Origin of the sequence: Peribacillus sp. NJ11 (assembly GCF_030348405.1) — a bacterium.
GTDB lineage: Bacteria > Bacillota > Bacilli > Bacillales > DSM-1321 > Peribacillus.
On record NZ_JAUCFO010000002.1, the window covers coordinates 73,212 to 89,983 of the forward strand.

Sequence of the window (16,772 nt, forward strand, 5' to 3'; positions counted from 1 at the left end):
AAATTTATAAGTAAATAAAATACTTTTTGTCAATTTTTTTATATTTTTGACAAAAATGTCAAATTTAATCACTTTAATTACTAAAGTTTGTTGATTTATCAATTCTATTAAGTTGGCATATTAATTGCATTATAAAATATCAACACACCTTAAGGAGGTTATTATATGGAAAAAGACTATATTCAATTAAAAGATAAAGTCTCAATAGTTACTGGGGCAGCATCTGGGATAGGCTATGCCACAGCAGAGCTTTTAGCCGAAGTAGGATCTAACGTTATTCTTTTAGATATTGATAAAGAGAAGGGGAACCTAGCTTCACAAAATCTGAGAGACAAAGGCTTTAACGTAAACTTTTTAAAATGTGATGTAACAAACGCTTTAGATTGTCAGCATGTAAGTGAACAAATTAATCGTGAATACGGGAACGTTAACGTACTTTTTAATAATGCTGGCATCATAAAACGCAAAACCGTAGTTGATTTAGAAGAAAATGAATGGGATGCAGTTCTAAATGTTTCATTAAAAGGTGTGTATCTCTTATCTAAATATATTATTCCTATTATGGCTTGTCATGATGGTGGAAGTATTATCAATACAGGTTCAGGTTGGGGATTAAAAGGTGGAGATAAAGCCGCAGCATATTGTGCTGCAAAAGCTGGTGTAGTTAATCTGACAAAAGCAATGGCAATCGATCATGGTCCACAAAATATTCGTGTCAATTGTATATGCCCAGGAGATACAGATACACCGTTATTACGAGATGAGGCAAAACAATTACAAGTAGAGGAAAGCGTATTTCTTAAAGGTTCGGCAATAGATCGCCCACTTGCAAGACTAGGAACTCCTCGTGATATTGCAAAAGGCGTCTTGTTCTTGGCAAGCGATTTATCCAGTTGGATGACAGGTACAGAGCTAGTTATTGATGGTGGCGGTTTAGCTTAATTATTTAAATTTACTAGGAGGTATTACTATGGCAAAGAAAGTACATCCTTACATACCTAATATGGTGCCAGAGGTAAAAGAGGAAATGTTAAAAGAGATTGGCGTTGAGTCAACAATGGAGTTGTATTCATGTATTCCTGAAGAACTTCTCTTCCAAGGAGAAATGAATATACCGAAAGCCTTAACAGAACATGAACTTCGCCGACATATTGATCGGTTATTAAATAAAAATGTCAGTGCTAATGAGTATTTAAACTTCTTAGGAGCTGGCTGCTGGCAGCATTTTGTACCTGCTGTATGTGATGAAATCAATCAAAGATCAGAATTTTTAACGGCATATGCTGGAGAACCGTATGAAGACCATGGTCGATATCAAGCATTATTTGAATATCAAAGTTTATTAGCAGAACTTGTAGATATGGATGTTGTAAATGTTCCTACATTTGACTGGGGGCAAGCTGCAGCTACCTCTCTAAGAATGGCGGGGCGTATAACAGGCAGAAAGAAAGTTCTTTTAGCAAAAACAGTCTCTCCTGAAAGAGAGAAAATTATCATCAATTATGGTACGCCTGAACTTGAATTTGGTGTGATTGGTAATGACAAAGATACAGGTCTTCTAAATCTAGACGATTTAAAGAACCAAATTTCCGATGACATAGCAGCCATCTATTTTGAGAACCCTTCCTATTTAGGCTTTATTGAATCGCAAGGGACTGAAATTTCCGAGATTGCTAGAGAACATGGCGTACTTATAGTAGTTGGCGTTGATCCCATTTCTCTAGGGGTGCTCACTCCTCCAAGTCGTTATGGAGCAGATATCGTTTGTGGTGATCTTCAGCCACTTGGCATGCACATGAACTACAGTGGTGGTCAGGCTGGATTCATCGCAACGAGAAACGAAGAAAAATTCGTTAATGAATTTCCTTCACGTCTATTTGGTATCGTACCTACAGTGAAAAAAGGGGAATATGGATTCGGTGATGTAGCATATGACCGAACATCTTTCGCTTTAAGGGAAAAAGGCAAGGAATCGGTTGGTACGCAAACAGCTTTATGGGGTATTACAGCAGGTGTTTATTTATCTTTATTAGGCCCAAATGGAATGTATGACCTAGGGCAAACCATTATGCAAAATAGCCAATATGCCGTCAAAAAGCTGAATAAAATTCCTGGCGTAAAAGGGTCAAGATTAAATTCACCTTTCTTTAAAGAATTTATCGTTGATTTTAATGAGACGAATCTTTCTGTGGAAACCATTAATGAAAGATTGCAAGAGAGAAAGATTTTCGGAGGCAAGGATCTTTCTACAGAATTTCCTGAGTACGGTCAAGCCGCACTCTACTGTGTGACAGAAATTCATAGTCAAGAAGACATTGATCAACTAATTACTGCTCTAGAGGAAATAGTGAAAAACTAAAACGCATATTGAGGAGAGGAGATTCTAACGCATGAAAATAATACAGAGAAACAATAAAGTTCGTGACTTTCATCAAGCGAAATGGAATGAACCAATTATTTTCGAACTTCATCAACCAGGAGAAGTAGGTGTTGAAGTTCCATCAGCTAACCAAACGATTGTTTCAGAAGTTGGAAATGGTGTTTCGTCCATTCCAGCCACAATGTATAGAACAGAAAAGCCTAATCTTCCTGAAATAAGCCAAGCACGTGTATTGAGACATTATGTGCGACTTTCGCAAGAAACATTAGGTTCGGATTTCAATGTAGAAATCGGTCAAGGTACTTGTACGATGAAATATATCCCGAAAATTAACGAGCTTTTAATACGGAATCCTAAAATGATGGCATTGCATCCTCTGCAAAATGAAAGCACGGTTCAAGGTATGCTAGAAATCATTTATAAGCTGGATGTATGTATGAGAGAAATATCTGGAATGGACAATTTCTCTTTTCAGCCAAGTTCTGGAACCCAAGCCTTGTTCGCAATGGCGTCCATTGTTCGAAAATATCATGAATCTAGAGGAGAAGATCAGCAACGTGATGAAATCATCACAACGATTTTCTCCCATCCTTCACAAGCTGCCACAGCAGCCGTAAAAGGATATAAGATCATTACACTCCATCCCGATGAAGATGGATTCCCTGATATTGAAAAATTAAAAGCTGTTGTGTCCGAGAGAACAGCTGGTTTTGTTGTTGCGAATCCAGAAGACACAGGCATCTTCAATCCTAAAATTAAAGAATTCACCAAAATTGTTCGTGAAGCAGGTGGCATTTGTTATTACGATCAAGCGAATGCCAATGGTCTCCTAGGTATTACTCGAGCTAAAGAAGCCGGATTTGATATGTGCTTCTTTAATCTTCACAAAACCTTCGCTGCTCCACATATGTGCGGTGGGCCTGCAACTGGGGCACTTGGAGTAGTTGGTAGGCTCAAAGAATTCTTGCCTGGACCAATTGTTGAGTTTGATGGAGAGCAATATCATTTGAATGAAAATCTTACACATTCCATTGGAAAAGTACGTGCATTTCACGGTGTAGCTCAAACGATTCTACGTTCCTATGCTTGGATTCGAGCATTAGGATCAGAAGGTTTAAAAGAAGTGGCTCAAACGGCGGTTCTTAATAATAACTATCTATACCACAAGATTCAAAAGGTTCGTGGCGCCAGTGCACCATACGTAAAGGGTCAGCGTCTTGAACAGGTTCGCTATAGTTGGGAACAGATGACACAGGAAACAGGAGTCACAACAGAAGATGTCCAAAGACGAATGACAGACTTCGGTCTTCATTATTGGACCAGCCATCACCCGTACATTGTACCTCAGCCGTTTACTCTTGAACCAACGGAATCCTATTCAAAGGCAGATTTAGACGAATATATTGCAGCACTTGAACAAATATCAAATGAAGCCTATGAAAATCCTGAAATCGTTCAAAATGCTCCATATAACAGCACCATTCACAAATTAGATGAACATGATTATCTAGATAATCCAGAAAAATGGTGTATTACGTGGCGATCTTATCTAAAAAAATCGATGGTATCTGAATTGATTTAGAAAGTGAGTAAGGCAAGCAAACTTCGGTTTACTTGCCTCCTTCTCTTACTTTCTAATGAGAGATTCATTCTACGTTTTGATTTCAAAATGAAATAGATAAGGGGGTTAATGAGTTGAATAATGGGAGATATTCAGACAGTCTACGCGAAAAACGAGTAGTCATTACTGGCGGAGCAAGTGGCATTGGATTAGCTACTGCCATGCGATTTGTTCAAGAGGGCTCAATCGTTACCATTTTAGACCGTAATGAAGAACAACTTTCTAACACGCTTCGGGAATATCCATCGATTGCACATGGTGTCATCGCTGATGTAAGTAACCCGATTGAAGTTAAACAAGCATTTGAAGAGATAGATTCATTGACCAACGGAGTAGATATTTTGATTGCTAACGCTGGTATCAGTGTCAGAGCTAATTTTATCGATATTACACCAGAGCAATGGAGAAAAGTACTTGGTATTAATCTAGATGGTATTTTTTATACGGCTCAAGAAGCTGCGAAACGAATGCTAGCTCAAGGAGAAGGCGTCATTCTTATGACAGCTTCAACAAATGGGCTGGTAGGTCATCCCTATTACGCTGACTACAATGCCTCTAAAGCAGGCGTTAATCTATTGGCTCGAACAATGGCACTGGAACTTGCTCCAACGATTCGTGTGAACACTATTTGCCCAGGTTATGTACTTACACCTATGCAAATGGCGGAATATACACCTGAAATGCTGAAACAAACAGATGAAAAAATACCATTAAAACGGCATGCACAGCCTGAAGAAATAGCTAACTTATATGTCTTTCTCGCATCTCAAGAAGCAGCCTACATAACGGGTCAGCATATTCCAATTGATGGCGGAGAACTAGCTTAATAGCTTGGAATTTAATAAAAGAAAAAACCTTTACAAAGATGAATTTTTTTAAAGGGGTGCTGGGAAATGATTTCGTCATTTGCATGTCGTGAAGAAGTATTAAAGTTTACAAATGAATTAGTAGCCGTTGAAAGTATTGTTAACACTACTGGGGAAATTGCCATTTCAAACTTTTTATATAACAAAATTGCTTCTTTTCCTTATTTCAAACAAAATCCTTCTTATCTACTGCTTTCTCAAACAGAAAATGATGAGATAGAACGTTATAATGTGTTGGCATTTGTAAAAGGAACAAAAACGAAAAACGATAAAACAGTCATTCTCATGGGTCATACAGATACGGTTGGTATCGATGACTTCAGTCATTTAAAAGATAAGGCTTGTTTCCCTGAAGAATTAATGAAAGCCTTACACGATGAACCTTTACCAGACTTGGTAAGGAATCAACTAGAATCGGGTGACTGGCATTTTGGTCGTGGTACCGTCGATATGAAAGCTGGTGTAGCAAGCCATCTTTATTTACTAAAATACTACTCTGAACATCCAGAAGAACTATCTGGAAATCTATTATTATTTGCTGAATGTGACGAAGAAGATAGCTCGCACGGCGTTTTATCAGGATTAAAAGATTTAAAGAAGTTACGTGAAGAACATCAATTTGATTACGTTGCACTTATTAATTCCGATTTTGTTGCTCCTCGCTATGAAGGAGATGAAAATCGTTATATTTATAAAGGTTCCATCGGAAAACTCCTCCCTGCTTTTTTCATTACAGGCGCAGAAACACACGCTGGTTCTTCCTTTGAAGGGCTCGATCCGAACTATATTGCGGCTGAGTTAACCCGACAAATCAGCTATAATCCCGATTTAGTGGATGACTCACTAGGTGAATTTCCGGCACCACCCGTCTCATTAAAGCAAATGGATTTGAAACCGACCTATACTATCCAAACGGCTCTTTCAGCGTATGCTTATTATAATTTCTTCATTCAATCATGGTCTCCAAAAGATGTCATGATTAAACTGAAAGAACAAGCAGAAATCGCTTTTGATAGAGCATTACAAACGCTAACAGAAAGGTACCAAACGTTTAGTACCCGAAGTGGTGAAACGTATAACGAATTACCATGGAAGACAAGAGTAATTGTATACGAAGAAATGAAGCAATTACTTGAAAAAGAGCATGGCGACCGATTTATCCAACATATGAAAGCTTTTAAAGAACAACTAATGCTAGATAAGAGCTTAGACACTCGAATGTTTGCAGCACGTGTAGTTGAAGAAGAGTGGAACTGGATGACAGACAAAAGCCCAGCTATTATTATTTTCTATTCGTCGCTTTATTCTCCACGCGTAGATGTTACAGGGAAAAATGAAAAAGAACAGCACCTACTTGATGCATTACAGCAAGCCATTGAGCAAGTCCAACCAACCTATTCTCATCCGATTGCAACGAGAAACTTCTTCCCTTATGTCTGTGATATGAGCTGTGTCGCACTAAGTGATGATGAAGAAGGGATACAGGCGGTTTGTGATAACAATCCAGGTTGGGGTACGAAACATTTTGTTAATTATCAAGATATCCGAGATATTAACGTCCCTGCTATTAACATTGGACCATACGGATATGATGCACATAAGAAATATGAAAGAATGGAGCTTACTTTCTCTACAGAGGTTGTTCCGAAAATAACAAACGAAGTGATTCTCCGTTTATTAAAATAGAAGATTACAAGCAATAAAGTCATGTGAGGGTGGCTGAAATAGACTTTCAGCCACCCTGTAAAAAAACTGAATATTGAATCATTTATATCCGAAAGAAGGGAACGACCAATGAAGTACTTATTAAATAAAAGAGTAAGACAAATACAATTTTCTGGGATAAGGAAAATTGCAAATTTAGTAGCTCAATACCCAGACGTTATCAACCTTACAATTGGTCAACCGGATTTTTCAACTCCTAAACATATAAAAACTGTTGGAAAAACAGCGATTGAAGAGAATCGAACAACGTATACTCATAACGCCGGATTAATGGAACTTCGAGAAGCTGCATGTGATTATATGTTCCAAAAGTATAAGCTACTTTATCAGCCCGTTGACGAAGTCATCGTTACGGTGGGTGCAAGTGAAGCACTTGACATCACTTTCAGAACTATTCTAGAAGAAGGAGATGAAGTGATCCTACCCTCACCTATTTACCCTGGTTATGCACCGATTATAGAATTATGTGGCGCTATTCCAGTGTATGTAGATACATCAACAAATAATTTTAAGTTAAGCGCTGAATTGCTTCATAAAAAGTTGTCTGACAAAACAAAGTGTATCATTCTACCATATCCATCCAATCCAATAGGAAGTACGTTAGATCAAAAAGAACTAGATGAAATTTCTAAATTACTGTTAGATAAAGAAATTTTTATCGTTTCTGATGAAATTTACAGTGAATTAACCTATGAAAAAAAACATACGTCTATGGCCTCTATTCCCGAAATGAGAAACAAAACTATTGTTATAAATGGGCTTTCTAAATCCCATTCGATGACAGGTTGGAGAATCGGTTTCGTCTTTGCACCCTCATATATTGTCGAAGAAATGCTAAAAATTCACCTTTATAATGCAACATGTGCAAGCTCCATTAGCCAATATGCAGCGATTGAGGCGCTTATCCATGGAAAAGATGATCCGATATCCATGAAAGATGAATACCTAAAAAGAAGAGATTTCATCTATAAACGTTTACTTTCTATAGGTATGGAAGTTAGCAAACCACAAGGAGCATTTTATATATTTCCATCAATAAAACACACGAATAAAATGTCAGCTGAATTTGCCTTAGAACTACTTGAAAGTGCTGGAGTAGCAGTCGTGCCGGGAGACGTTTTCTCAAAAGCTGGTGAAGGATATATACGAATCTCCTATGCAAATGATATGAAATTATTAGAAGAAGGGATGAACCGGATTGAACAGTATGTTAATTCCATAAATCCCAAAGGGGAGAAGTAGTATGCAAATTATAAAGACAATAGAAAAAGTACCAGGTGGCATGATGCTCGTACCTCTTTTGTTAGGAGTCACTCTTCATACCTTTCTACCTTCAATGGGAGATTTCTTTGGTTCTTATACAGGTGCACTCTTTAATGGAGTACTACCAATGCTTGCTATCTTTTTCGTCTGTGTGGGATCAACAATTGATGTAAAAGCAACTCCTACAATCTTAAAAAGAGGAGGATCCCTTCTTATCGGAAAAGTTGGAGCTTCAGTTATTGTTGCGTGGATCGCTTTCCAAATTATTGGTGAAGGATCCGTTCTTGGAGGACTTTCTGTTTTAGCGATTGTCGCTTCTATGAATGATACCAATGGAGGATTATTCTTAGCCTTAATGCATCAGTATGGAAAAAAAGAAGAAATTGCTGCCTATCCTATTATGACAATAGAAGGAGGACCATTCATAACGATGGTAACGCTTGGCATCGTAGGTCTTTCTGCAATCCCATGGCAAACACTAATTGGTGCGATTTTACCTCTAGTGATTGGCATGATTCTTGGAAATCTAGATAAAGACTTACGTGCATTATTAAGCAAAGCTGTACCTGCCTTAGTTCCTTTCTTTGCATTTGCACTAGGGTCTGGTCTTAATTTTAAAGATGTGATTGATGCAGGATGGATTGGATTAATAGTTGGACTATCTGTCATTCTTTTTACAGGAACTATTCTGTTTATTATGGACCGATTAGCTGGAGGAAATGGGGTAGCAGGATTAGCTGCTGCATCAACTGCAGGAAGCGCAGCCAGTGTTCCAACTATTGTGGCTGCAGCCAATCCAGTCTATGCACCAGTTGCTGCTTCCGCGACAATTATCATTGCAGCAAGTGCTATCATTACGGCTATCTTAGTACCAATTATTACGGCATGGTGGGCGAAGCGTGTCAATTCAAAAATAGATCAAACGTTAAGTGTGTAAGAAACCTACTGAAGATTGTTGCATCACATACACATTTAAACTTGGAAAATGATTAAGAGGTTCTTCAAGCTGTGCATAATTGTTATCACACTTGAAATGGAGGTAAAGAGATGAGCAAGATGGAGTTAAATTCGCAGGTCATAACAGACGCTGCCAAGAGTGGTAAGTTAAATCGCGGGTTGCGGTCTCGTCATATAACGATGATTGCAGTTGGAGGCGCAATTGGTACAGGGTTATTTGTTGCGAGTGGAGCAACCGTAAGTCAAGCCGGACCAGGAGGAGCACTTGTAGCCTATCTTGCTATTGGCTGTATGGTGTATTTCCTCATGACAAGCCTTGGGGAGATGGCAACCTTGCTTCCAACGTCAGGTTCTTTTGAAACATATGGAACACGCTTTGTCGACCCTGCCTTCGGTTTTACGCTTGGATGGAATTATTGGCTAAGCTGGTCTACAACTATTCCAGCAGAATTAGCTGCCGGAGCATTGGTCATGAAATACTGGTTTCCTTATTCTTCAGATATTTTATGGGGTGCTATCTTCTTAGCTCTCATGCTTATTTTAAATGTACTTTCTGTAAAAAGCTTTGGTGAAGCAGAATTTTGGTTTGCAGGAATTAAAGTCATTACAATTATCATCTTTTTAGTGATCGGATTGTTAATGATTTTGGGGATATTTTTTACTCCTGCAGCAGGATTTCATAACTTTACAACTGGTGAAGCTCCGTTTAAAGGAGGGTTCTTTGCCATATTAGGCATTTTCATGATAGCTGGTTTCTCATTTCAAGGAACGGAAATGGTGGGGATTGCTGCTGGTGAAAGTGAAAATCCTGAAAAACATGTGCCAAGAGCCATCCGTAGTGTATTCTGGCGCATACTGATTTTCTATGTACTAGCAATTGCAGTTATAGGACTCATTATTCCCTACACAGATCCAAGTCTTCTCAAATCAGATGTAGATAATATATCAGTCAGTCCCTTTACATTAGTGTTCCAAAAAGCAGGTCTTGCTTTTGCAGCTTCACTGATGAATGCCGTTATTTTAACTTCCGTACTCTCTGCTGGTAACTCGGCAACATATGCTTCAACTCGAATGCTTTGGTCTCTTGCAAAAAGTGGAAAAGCTCCAAAATTGTTTGCGAATGTAAATGCAAAAGGAGTTCCTGCTATAGCTCTTTATACAAATATCATTTTTGGCTTTCTTGTTTTCCTCTCTTCTTTTGTTGGAAATGGAGTGGTCTATATTTGGCTTCTTAATATGACGGGTTTAACTGGATTTTTGACATGGGTTGGTATTGCAATCTGTCATTACAGATTTCGCAAGGCTTATGTTAGACAAGGAAGAGATTTAAATCAATTACCGTATAAAGCAAAATGGTATCCATTTGGTCCTTTATTTGCTTTAGCGTTATGTATTGTTGTAATCATAGGTCAGGGTAGCCAAGCCGTTTCTGAAGGGTCCATCAACTGGTATGGTATGCTCGTTTCTTATATTAGTTTACCTATATTTATTATTTTATGGCTTGGTTATAAGTTCATAAAAAAGACGAAGGTAGTGCCTCTTGAGGAATGCAACTTTAATAGGGATGATTTGTAGGCGATTACATTTCTATTACCCTATCAACCATCCGATTCAAAGAAAAATTATATTAATGAGAGGTGTATTTTATGATGAGAAAAGTAGCATCTTTAACTGTCGTTTTAGGTTTATTCTTACTTCTTGTATTAAGTGGTTGCAGTTCTAATGATTCAAAAGCGTCTGGGAAACAAAAGGGCAATGGAGAAAAAATGGAGCTAGTAATCGAAGGTAAATTAACGTTTGCGATGAGTGGTTTACTTAAACCTCTCAATTATAAAGAGAAAAATAAACTAGTAGGTTTTGATGTTGAAATTGGTGAAGAAATATCTAAGCGTATTGGCTTAGAATCCAATCCTGTAACGAACCCATGGGAAACGATTATACAAGGGTTAAAAGGTAAAAAATATGATGCCATCATTGGAAGTATGACGGCTACAGAAGAGCGTTCAAAACAAGTAGATTTTTCCGATCCTTACTATATTTCTGGTGCGCAAGTCTTTGTAGCAGCATCCAACAATACTATAACAAAGAAAGAAGATTTAACGGATAAAAGAATAGGCGTTATGCAAGCAAGTACGTATCAACAAGATGCTGAAAAATATACAAAAGATATTAAAAACTATCCAAGCGATATTTATGCACTTCAAGATCTTGAGCCAGGACGTGTTGATGCTGTCATTACTGATAAAATTGTTGGTATATCAGCTATGAAAGAAGCTAATTTGAAAATCAAGGACGTAGACAATGTACTCAAAAATGAAAACATAGCCATCGCCGTTAATAAAGATAATCCTGCACTCTTGAAAGCAATAAATAAAGCCATTAAATCCATGGTTGAAGATGGTACTTACGAAAAAATCAGTAAGAAATGGTTTGGAGTAAATCTACTAGAAAAATAAAGACCTAGCCTTTTTATTGAACTGAGGAGCTGAAGTGTTTATGGATTTTATAAATAGCATATATTCTATTTTCCAAACACATGGTATTGAATTCCTAAAAGCAACCTTAATTACGATACAATTAACCGTTGTTTCTTTATTGATTGCTGTAGTAATTGGCTTGATTTTTGCTTTTTTTAAAGTCTCTAACATTACCATTTTACAAAAAATTGCAGATCTCTATATTTTCCTAGTACGTGGCATGCCTTTGATTGTACAGCTTATGTTTTTGTATTATGGTATATCAAGTGTATTGGTATTATCGGATTTCACAGCCGGTGCACTTGCCTTAGGAATTCACTCTGGTGCTTATATAGCAGAAATTTTTCGAGGGTCCATTCAATCCATTGACCGTGGACAAATGGAGGCAGCTCGCTCCTTAGGAATGCCATATGCCCTTTCGATGCGCCGTATTATTCTACCTCAAGCTTTCAAAAGAGCCATTCCATCGTTAAGTAATCAGTTTATTATTGGATTAAAAGATTCTTCCCTTGTCGCATACATTGCTGTTACAGAGCTATTCAACCACGCGCTTTCTGCACAAGCTGAGAATTATATGCCATTCGAGACGTATTTTGTTGTTGGAATGTATTATTTAATCCTTGTTCTGATTTTCACTCTAATCTTTAACAAGTTGGAAAAGAAATTAGATGTTAGTAAGAGTAGAGGAGGTAACGGATTTGATCAAGGTAAAAAACTTATGCAAAACGTTTGATAAATTAGAAGTGTTACGAGATATTTCTATTAAAATTAAGAAATCAGAAGTTGTAGTGCTAATCGGAGCGAGTGGTTCGGGAAAAAGTACTTTGCTGAGATGTTTAAATTTCTTAGAAATTAAAGATAGTGGAGAAATTGAAATTAATCAAAAAGTAATAGACATTACTAAATCCGATTTAAACAAGGTAAGAGAAGATATGGGGATGGTATTTCAGCACTTTAATCTTTTTCCACATATGACGGTACTGGCTAACGTGATTGAAGCACCCGTTCATATAAAAAAGAAAAGTAAACAAGAAGCAAGCGAGAAGGCGATGGAGCTATTGAATAAAGTTGGTTTAGCTGACAAAGCCCATCATTATCCTGAACAACTTTCTGGGGGACAAAAGCAACGGGTTGCGATTGCTAGAGCACTAGCCATGGAGCCAAGCGTCATGCTATTTGATGAACCTACATCTGCGTTAGATCCGGAGCTTGTAGGTGAAGTGCTTGAAACAATGAAGAATCTTGCAAAAGATGGTATGACAATGGTGATTGTCACACATGAAATGGGCTTTGCAAGGGAAGTAGCAGACCGTGTAATTATGCTGGCAGATGGAAAAATTATCGAAGAAGGTCCCCCAACAATATTCTTTACAGAACCTAAGGAAGAAAGAACACGTCGATTTTTACAACAAGTCTTGTAATTACTTTTGGTTTTATATAAAAATAGTCCCAATTAAAACGGTGGCCACTGCAAAGGTCCGCAGCTTAACTAACAGGAGTCCTTAATCTTATATATTGTAGTTTAATAGGTTCATGTATTCGTTATTAATGTATTTTAAATCGATTTTAGAGCGTTAACCAAAAGAGTTAACGCTCTTTTTGTTTACAAAATTAGCTGGATAGTGAAGTAAGTGGATTTTTCCTTCTTTTTTAACTAACGGATGCGTTAGTTGAAGATCGGAGCTGTCTTTAAGGCAGCTTTATCTTTATGCAACTATCGGGGCAGTTTAGTAATACTACGTGCTAAAATATGGATATAGCCAATGGGTGGGAAGAAATAAATTGTAGAGGTGGTCTTTAGCATTGAATGATTTTTTTCAGAAAGATATTTATTTAGAGAACAAAAAAATATCACTGGTTCCTTTTACTTTAGAATACAAAGATTCTCTAAAAGATATTATTTATGATGATTCTATTTGGATTTATATGGGGGTAACTATTCGTACTAAAGACGAGTTAGATGAATATATACATTCAACTTTAAATGAAAGAACAGAAGGTAAGTCTTACCCATTTATTATTATTGATAAAGAAAGTGAAAGTGTTGTAGGTAGTACAAGACTTGGAAATATAAATTTCCATAATAAGAGGTTGGAAATAGGCTGGACTTGGTATGGAACTAGCTTTCAAGGAGTTGGCTTAAATAAAGCTTGTAAATATGAATTGTTAAACTATGTTTTCGAGAATATGAAATTTAACAGAATTCAGTTAAGTGCAGATATAGATAATATTAGATCTCAGAAAGCTATTTTAAAACTTGGTGCTAAACAGGAGGGAATCTTCCGTAGTAATTATATAGATCAATATGGAAATAAAAGAGACGATGTTTATTTTAGTATTATTTCGGATGAATGGCTTGATATTAAAAAGAAATTTTTTAGTGAATATCTATTTGTGTAAAATACAAAAATTAAAAATGGAATATTCTTATGCAACAAACAGGTGCGTTAGTACGGCCGTATAAACCGGGAGACTGTAATACTCACATCCATACAGTCATATTTTCAAGAAAACAGGGCAGGTTAGCATTCATGTAATGAATGAAAATGGGTTTTGCGCATCTTTCTTATTAAACAAAACCAGCTAAGTTTGTGATTTAATACACTTAAACTAACGGGTACGTTAGCTGAAGTTCAGAGCTGTCTTTAAGGCAGCTCACTTTTCTTATGGCACTGAAGTGGCAGGATAGTTGCATAAGAACTGGTACAATTTAGAGAAAAGTAGAGTATAGAGGTGAATTATGGCTTTCCTTATATTAGCAATCTTATTAATATTTTTATTTGACTTCACAAAAATGAGAAATCAAAATCAAACAATAATTAAGCAGAATGAAAGGGTTATCTCTCTGTTGGAAGAGATTAAAAATAAAAAAGCATAGTTCTTAACCTAACAGGTGCGATTCTTATTTAAGAAGGATCGCTTTTTCTTATTGCCGTCAATCTTAGTTGGCGTACGTTATGCATTAGGTATCATGTGGATGTCATTAATTGTGGCTGAAACAATTGCATCAGATACAGGAATTGGTTATATGGCAACATCGGCACGTGAGTTTATGCAGATGGATATCGTTATTTTAAGTATCATTTTATATGCGTTATTAGGAAAGTTATCAGATGTGCTAGCGTTAATTTTAGAAAAAAAATGGCTTCAGTGGCATCCGAATTTTTATAAGAAAAAAGCATAATGTGGGGGTTTCACATGTCAGGAATCAAAATTCAACTAAACAATGTAGACAAAAAATTTGGAGATTTGAAGGTATTAAAGGACATTAAATTAACCATTAAGCCTGGTCAATTTGTAGCGATTGTTGGAAAAAGTGGTTGTGGGAAAAGTACACTGCTTCGTCTTATTGCTGGATTAGAAACACCATCAAATGGAACGATCTTATTTAACGAAAAGCAAGTGAAAGGGTTACATTCAGATACAAGAATTATGTTTCAAGATTCGCGTTTGCTTCCGTGGAAAAGCGTTTTAGAAAATGTTGAAATTGGTGTCACCGATAAAAATAAAAAAAATGCAGAAACATCTTTATCACTTGTTGGGTTAGTAGATAAACAAAAAGAATGGCCAGCAGTATTGTCTGGAGGACAAAAGCAACGTGTATCTTTAGCAAGAGCTCTTGCTGGAAAACCTAAATTGTTACTTTTTGATGAGCCACTAGGTGCGTTAGATGCACTTACTCGTTTAGAGATGCAAGGTTTAATTGAAAAGCTATGGAATGAAGAAAAATTCACAGCCATTCTCGTGACACATGACGTTAGTGAAGCGATACGCTTAGCTGATCGAGTCATTGTCATTAAAGATGGGGGAATTGAATCAGACATATCGGTTCCGTTAGCAAGACCAAGACATGTGGATAATGAATTTATACATTATCAAAATATTATATTGAATCAATTAATGCATGAACAAAGATAACTAGGAGGATATTACATGAGAATAAAAGCAAAGTGGATATATGGATTGATTACGGTTTTATTAGTAGGATTGCTGGCTGCGTGTGGGGCAGAGGAAAGTAGTTCTAAGTCAAGCGATGCTAAGGAAACAGTAGTTAAAATTGGTTATCAAAAAGGAAATACGTTAAATATTTTAAAAGCACGAGGTACGTTGGAAAAGCGGTTAGAGAAAGAAAATATAAAAGTCGAATGGTCTGAGTTTCCGATTGGGACAGCTTTATTAGAAGGATTAAATACTGGAGCTATCGATTTTGGACATGCATCAGATGCCAACGGTGTTTTTTCACAAGCAAGTGGTAAAACCAGTGTATATGTAGCATCTGATACACCTTACCCAAAAGGAGTTGCTTTAGTAGTTAAAGATAATTCTCCAATTAAAACCGTAAAAGATTTTAAAGGTAAGAAAATTGGGGTAACTAAGGGCGGTAATATGCATTACCTTCTTGTTAAAGCCCTAGAAAAAGAAGGGCTAAGTATTGATGATGTAAAACCTATTTACTATAAAGATGCAGCAGAAGGGCGCGTTGCATTTGAATCTGGGGAAATTGATGTAATCGGTACCTGGGATCCATTTTTGGCTGTATTAGAAAGTAGTACAAGCACAAGAACGATTGTAAATGGTGAAAACTTAACACAAAACCGTACTTTTTATTTTGTTTCTGAAAAGTTCGTAAATAACAATCCTAATACAATTAAAATTATCTTAGATGAATTACAAAAGTCAGATGAATGGGCGAATACGCACACTAAAGAAGTAGCTACAATTTTATCAAAAGAACTTAAACTTGACGCTAAGCCTCTTGAAGTTGCGAATGGTAGACGAGAATTTGGTGTACTATCTATTGATGAGGAAGCTGTAAAAGCTCAACAAAATTTAGCTGATACGTTTTACGATTTAAAATTATTTCCAGATCCAATAGATATTAAAAAAGTGACAAAGAAAAATCCAGACTGGTATCCAGAATCGGTAGTAATAAAGTAATAATGTTCAAGCCACATCTTTTAATTATGTTGTGAAGGTCACTCCCCCGTTCGTAAAAGTACACTTTTACGAACTTTTTTGATTGTTACTTCTTTAAAATAGACTCTGTTAAACAATGCTTTTGATTTTTCTTCTTCAACTTGTAGCTTTGAAATAAAGTTTTTTACGTTAAATAAAAAGAATCCATTTTGAAAAAAGATTGATCAAAATGAAAGCTAGAAGAGAGGACTATTGGATTGATCATATGCGTTCCTACTAATATCGTAGGTGTTCCATAAATGAAATAAAAGAGCTCTTTCAACAAAGAATGTACTTCTACAGCAAGACAAGTACTCAGTCATCCCAACGCTTGTTACATAAAATAGAGAGAATAATATTATCTTTTCTAAATATTCCCGGTGTAATGTAAAAGTCGATATAGATTAATCGTCCGTCGTTTTGGGGGTTAAAACTATCTGATCATTTTGACTTTATTAAGTATTTTATATTACTAAGGGAATTGATAGTTTCCATACCAAACTATCATTATCTCAAATATTCTAAAT

At 36.5% G+C, this 16,772-nt stretch carries 14 protein-coding genes and 1 pseudogene; all 15 read left to right on the forward strand.

Annotation, left to right across the window (positions count from 1 at the left end):
- The first annotated feature begins 165 nt into the window (after positions 1-165).
- The 15 genes and pseudogenes from QUF86_RS27110 (at position 166) to QUF86_RS27180 (ending at position 16,227) form a co-directional block, all read left to right on the forward strand.
- Complete coding sequence (locus QUF86_RS27110) at positions 166-942, forward strand: SDR family NAD(P)-dependent oxidoreductase (RefSeq protein ID WP_289336350.1); 777 nt, start codon at positions 166-168, stop codon at positions 940-942.
- A 28-nt stretch (positions 943-970) separates the two neighbouring features.
- The gene (gene gcvPA / locus QUF86_RS27115) at positions 971-2,359 is read left to right on the forward strand and encodes an aminomethyl-transferring glycine dehydrogenase subunit GcvPA (RefSeq protein WP_289336351.1); all 1,389 of its coding nucleotides are present in this window, start codon (positions 971-973) and stop codon (positions 2,357-2,359) included.
- 31 nt (positions 2,360-2,390) lie between these two features.
- Positions 2,391-3,962, forward strand: a complete 1,572-nt coding sequence (gene gcvPB, locus QUF86_RS27120; protein ID WP_289336352.1) for an aminomethyl-transferring glycine dehydrogenase subunit GcvPB — start codon at positions 2,391-2,393, stop codon at positions 3,960-3,962.
- A 113-nt stretch (positions 3,963-4,075) separates the two neighbouring features.
- A complete protein-coding gene (locus QUF86_RS27125; protein WP_289336353.1) occupies positions 4,076-4,828 on the forward strand; it encodes an SDR family NAD(P)-dependent oxidoreductase in 753 nt (250 codons plus the stop codon).
- 66 nt (positions 4,829-4,894) lie between these two features.
- A complete protein-coding gene (locus QUF86_RS27130) occupies positions 4,895-6,553 on the forward strand; it encodes a M20/M25/M40 family metallo-hydrolase (protein ID WP_289336354.1) in 1,659 nt (552 codons plus the stop codon).
- Positions 6,554-6,661: 108 nt separating this feature from the next.
- Positions 6,662-7,834 (forward strand): aminotransferase A, encoded by a 1,173-nt coding sequence (locus tag QUF86_RS27135; protein ID WP_289336355.1) that lies wholly within the window; start codon positions 6,662-6,664, stop codon positions 7,832-7,834.
- 1 nt (position 7,835) lies between these two features.
- Positions 7,836-8,792, forward strand: coding sequence for a 2-keto-3-deoxygluconate permease (locus QUF86_RS27140; RefSeq protein WP_289336356.1), 957 nt, complete (start codon positions 7,836-7,838; stop codon positions 8,790-8,792).
- A 110-nt stretch (positions 8,793-8,902) separates the two neighbouring features.
- A complete protein-coding gene (locus QUF86_RS27145) occupies positions 8,903-10,387 on the forward strand; it encodes an amino acid permease (protein WP_483313963.1) in 1,485 nt (494 codons plus the stop codon).
- Positions 10,388-10,458: 71 nt separating this feature from the next.
- Complete coding sequence (locus tag QUF86_RS27150; protein WP_483313964.1) at positions 10,459-11,268, forward strand: ABC transporter substrate-binding protein; 810 nt, start codon at positions 10,459-10,461, stop codon at positions 11,266-11,268.
- 58 nt (positions 11,269-11,326) lie between these two features.
- Entirely contained in the window at positions 11,327-12,022 is a 696-nt protein-coding gene (locus QUF86_RS27155; protein WP_377443855.1) for an amino acid ABC transporter permease, read from the forward strand.
- Positions 11,988-12,710, forward strand: coding sequence for an amino acid ABC transporter ATP-binding protein (locus QUF86_RS27160; protein ID WP_289336359.1), 723 nt, complete (start codon positions 11,988-11,990; stop codon positions 12,708-12,710). Before QUF86_RS27155 ends, QUF86_RS27160 begins: the two co-directional genes overlap by 35 nt.
- A 382-nt stretch (positions 12,711-13,092) precedes the next feature.
- Positions 13,093-13,689: a GNAT family N-acetyltransferase gene (locus tag QUF86_RS27165; protein WP_289336360.1), complete on the forward strand. Its 597-nt coding sequence runs from the start codon at positions 13,093-13,095 to the stop codon at positions 13,687-13,689.
- A 529-nt stretch (positions 13,690-14,218) separates the two neighbouring features.
- Positions 14,219-14,473, forward strand: a pseudogene (locus QUF86_RS27170) (ABC transporter permease subunit); the annotation flags it as partial.
- Positions 14,474-14,487: 14 nt separating this feature from the next.
- On the forward strand, positions 14,488-15,207 hold the full coding sequence (locus QUF86_RS27175; protein ID WP_289336361.1) for an ABC transporter ATP-binding protein: 720 nt from the start codon (positions 14,488-14,490) through the stop codon (positions 15,205-15,207).
- A 15-nt stretch (positions 15,208-15,222) separates the two neighbouring features.
- Positions 15,223-16,227: a sulfonate ABC transporter substrate-binding protein gene (locus QUF86_RS27180; RefSeq protein WP_289336362.1), complete on the forward strand. Its 1,005-nt coding sequence runs from the start codon at positions 15,223-15,225 to the stop codon at positions 16,225-16,227.
- Positions 16,228-16,772: the final 545 nt, after the last annotated feature.

Excerpts from the sequence above, each read along its gene's own strand:
- gcvPB (WP_289336352.1), top strand. The coding sequence starts at position 2,391 with ATGAAAATAATACAGAGAAACAATAAAGTTCGTGACTTTCATCAAGCG.
- QUF86_RS27135 (WP_289336355.1), top strand. The coding sequence starts at position 6,662 with ATGAAGTACTTATTAAATAAAAGAGTAAGACAAATACAATTTTCTGGG.
- QUF86_RS27110 (WP_289336350.1), top strand. The coding sequence starts at position 166 with ATGGAAAAAGACTATATTCAATTAAAAGATAAAGTCTCAATAGTTACT.
- gcvPA (WP_289336351.1), top strand. The coding sequence starts at position 971 with ATGGCAAAGAAAGTACATCCTTACATACCTAATATGGTGCCAGAGGTA.
- QUF86_RS27140 (WP_289336356.1), top strand. The coding sequence starts at position 7,836 with ATGCAAATTATAAAGACAATAGAAAAAGTACCAGGTGGCATGATGCTC.
- QUF86_RS27150 (WP_483313964.1), top strand. The coding sequence starts at position 10,459 with ATGATGAGAAAAGTAGCATCTTTAACTGTCGTTTTAGGTTTATTCTTA.
- QUF86_RS27145 (WP_483313963.1), top strand. The coding sequence starts at position 8,903 with ATGAGCAAGATGGAGTTAAATTCGCAGGTCATAACAGACGCTGCCAAG.
- QUF86_RS27180 (WP_289336362.1), top strand. The coding sequence starts at position 15,223 with ATGAGAATAAAAGCAAAGTGGATATATGGATTGATTACGGTTTTATTA.
- QUF86_RS27130 (WP_289336354.1), top strand. The coding sequence starts at position 4,895 with ATGATTTCGTCATTTGCATGTCGTGAAGAAGTATTAAAGTTTACAAAT.
- QUF86_RS27175 (WP_289336361.1), top strand. The coding sequence starts at position 14,488 with ATGTCAGGAATCAAAATTCAACTAAACAATGTAGACAAAAAATTTGGA.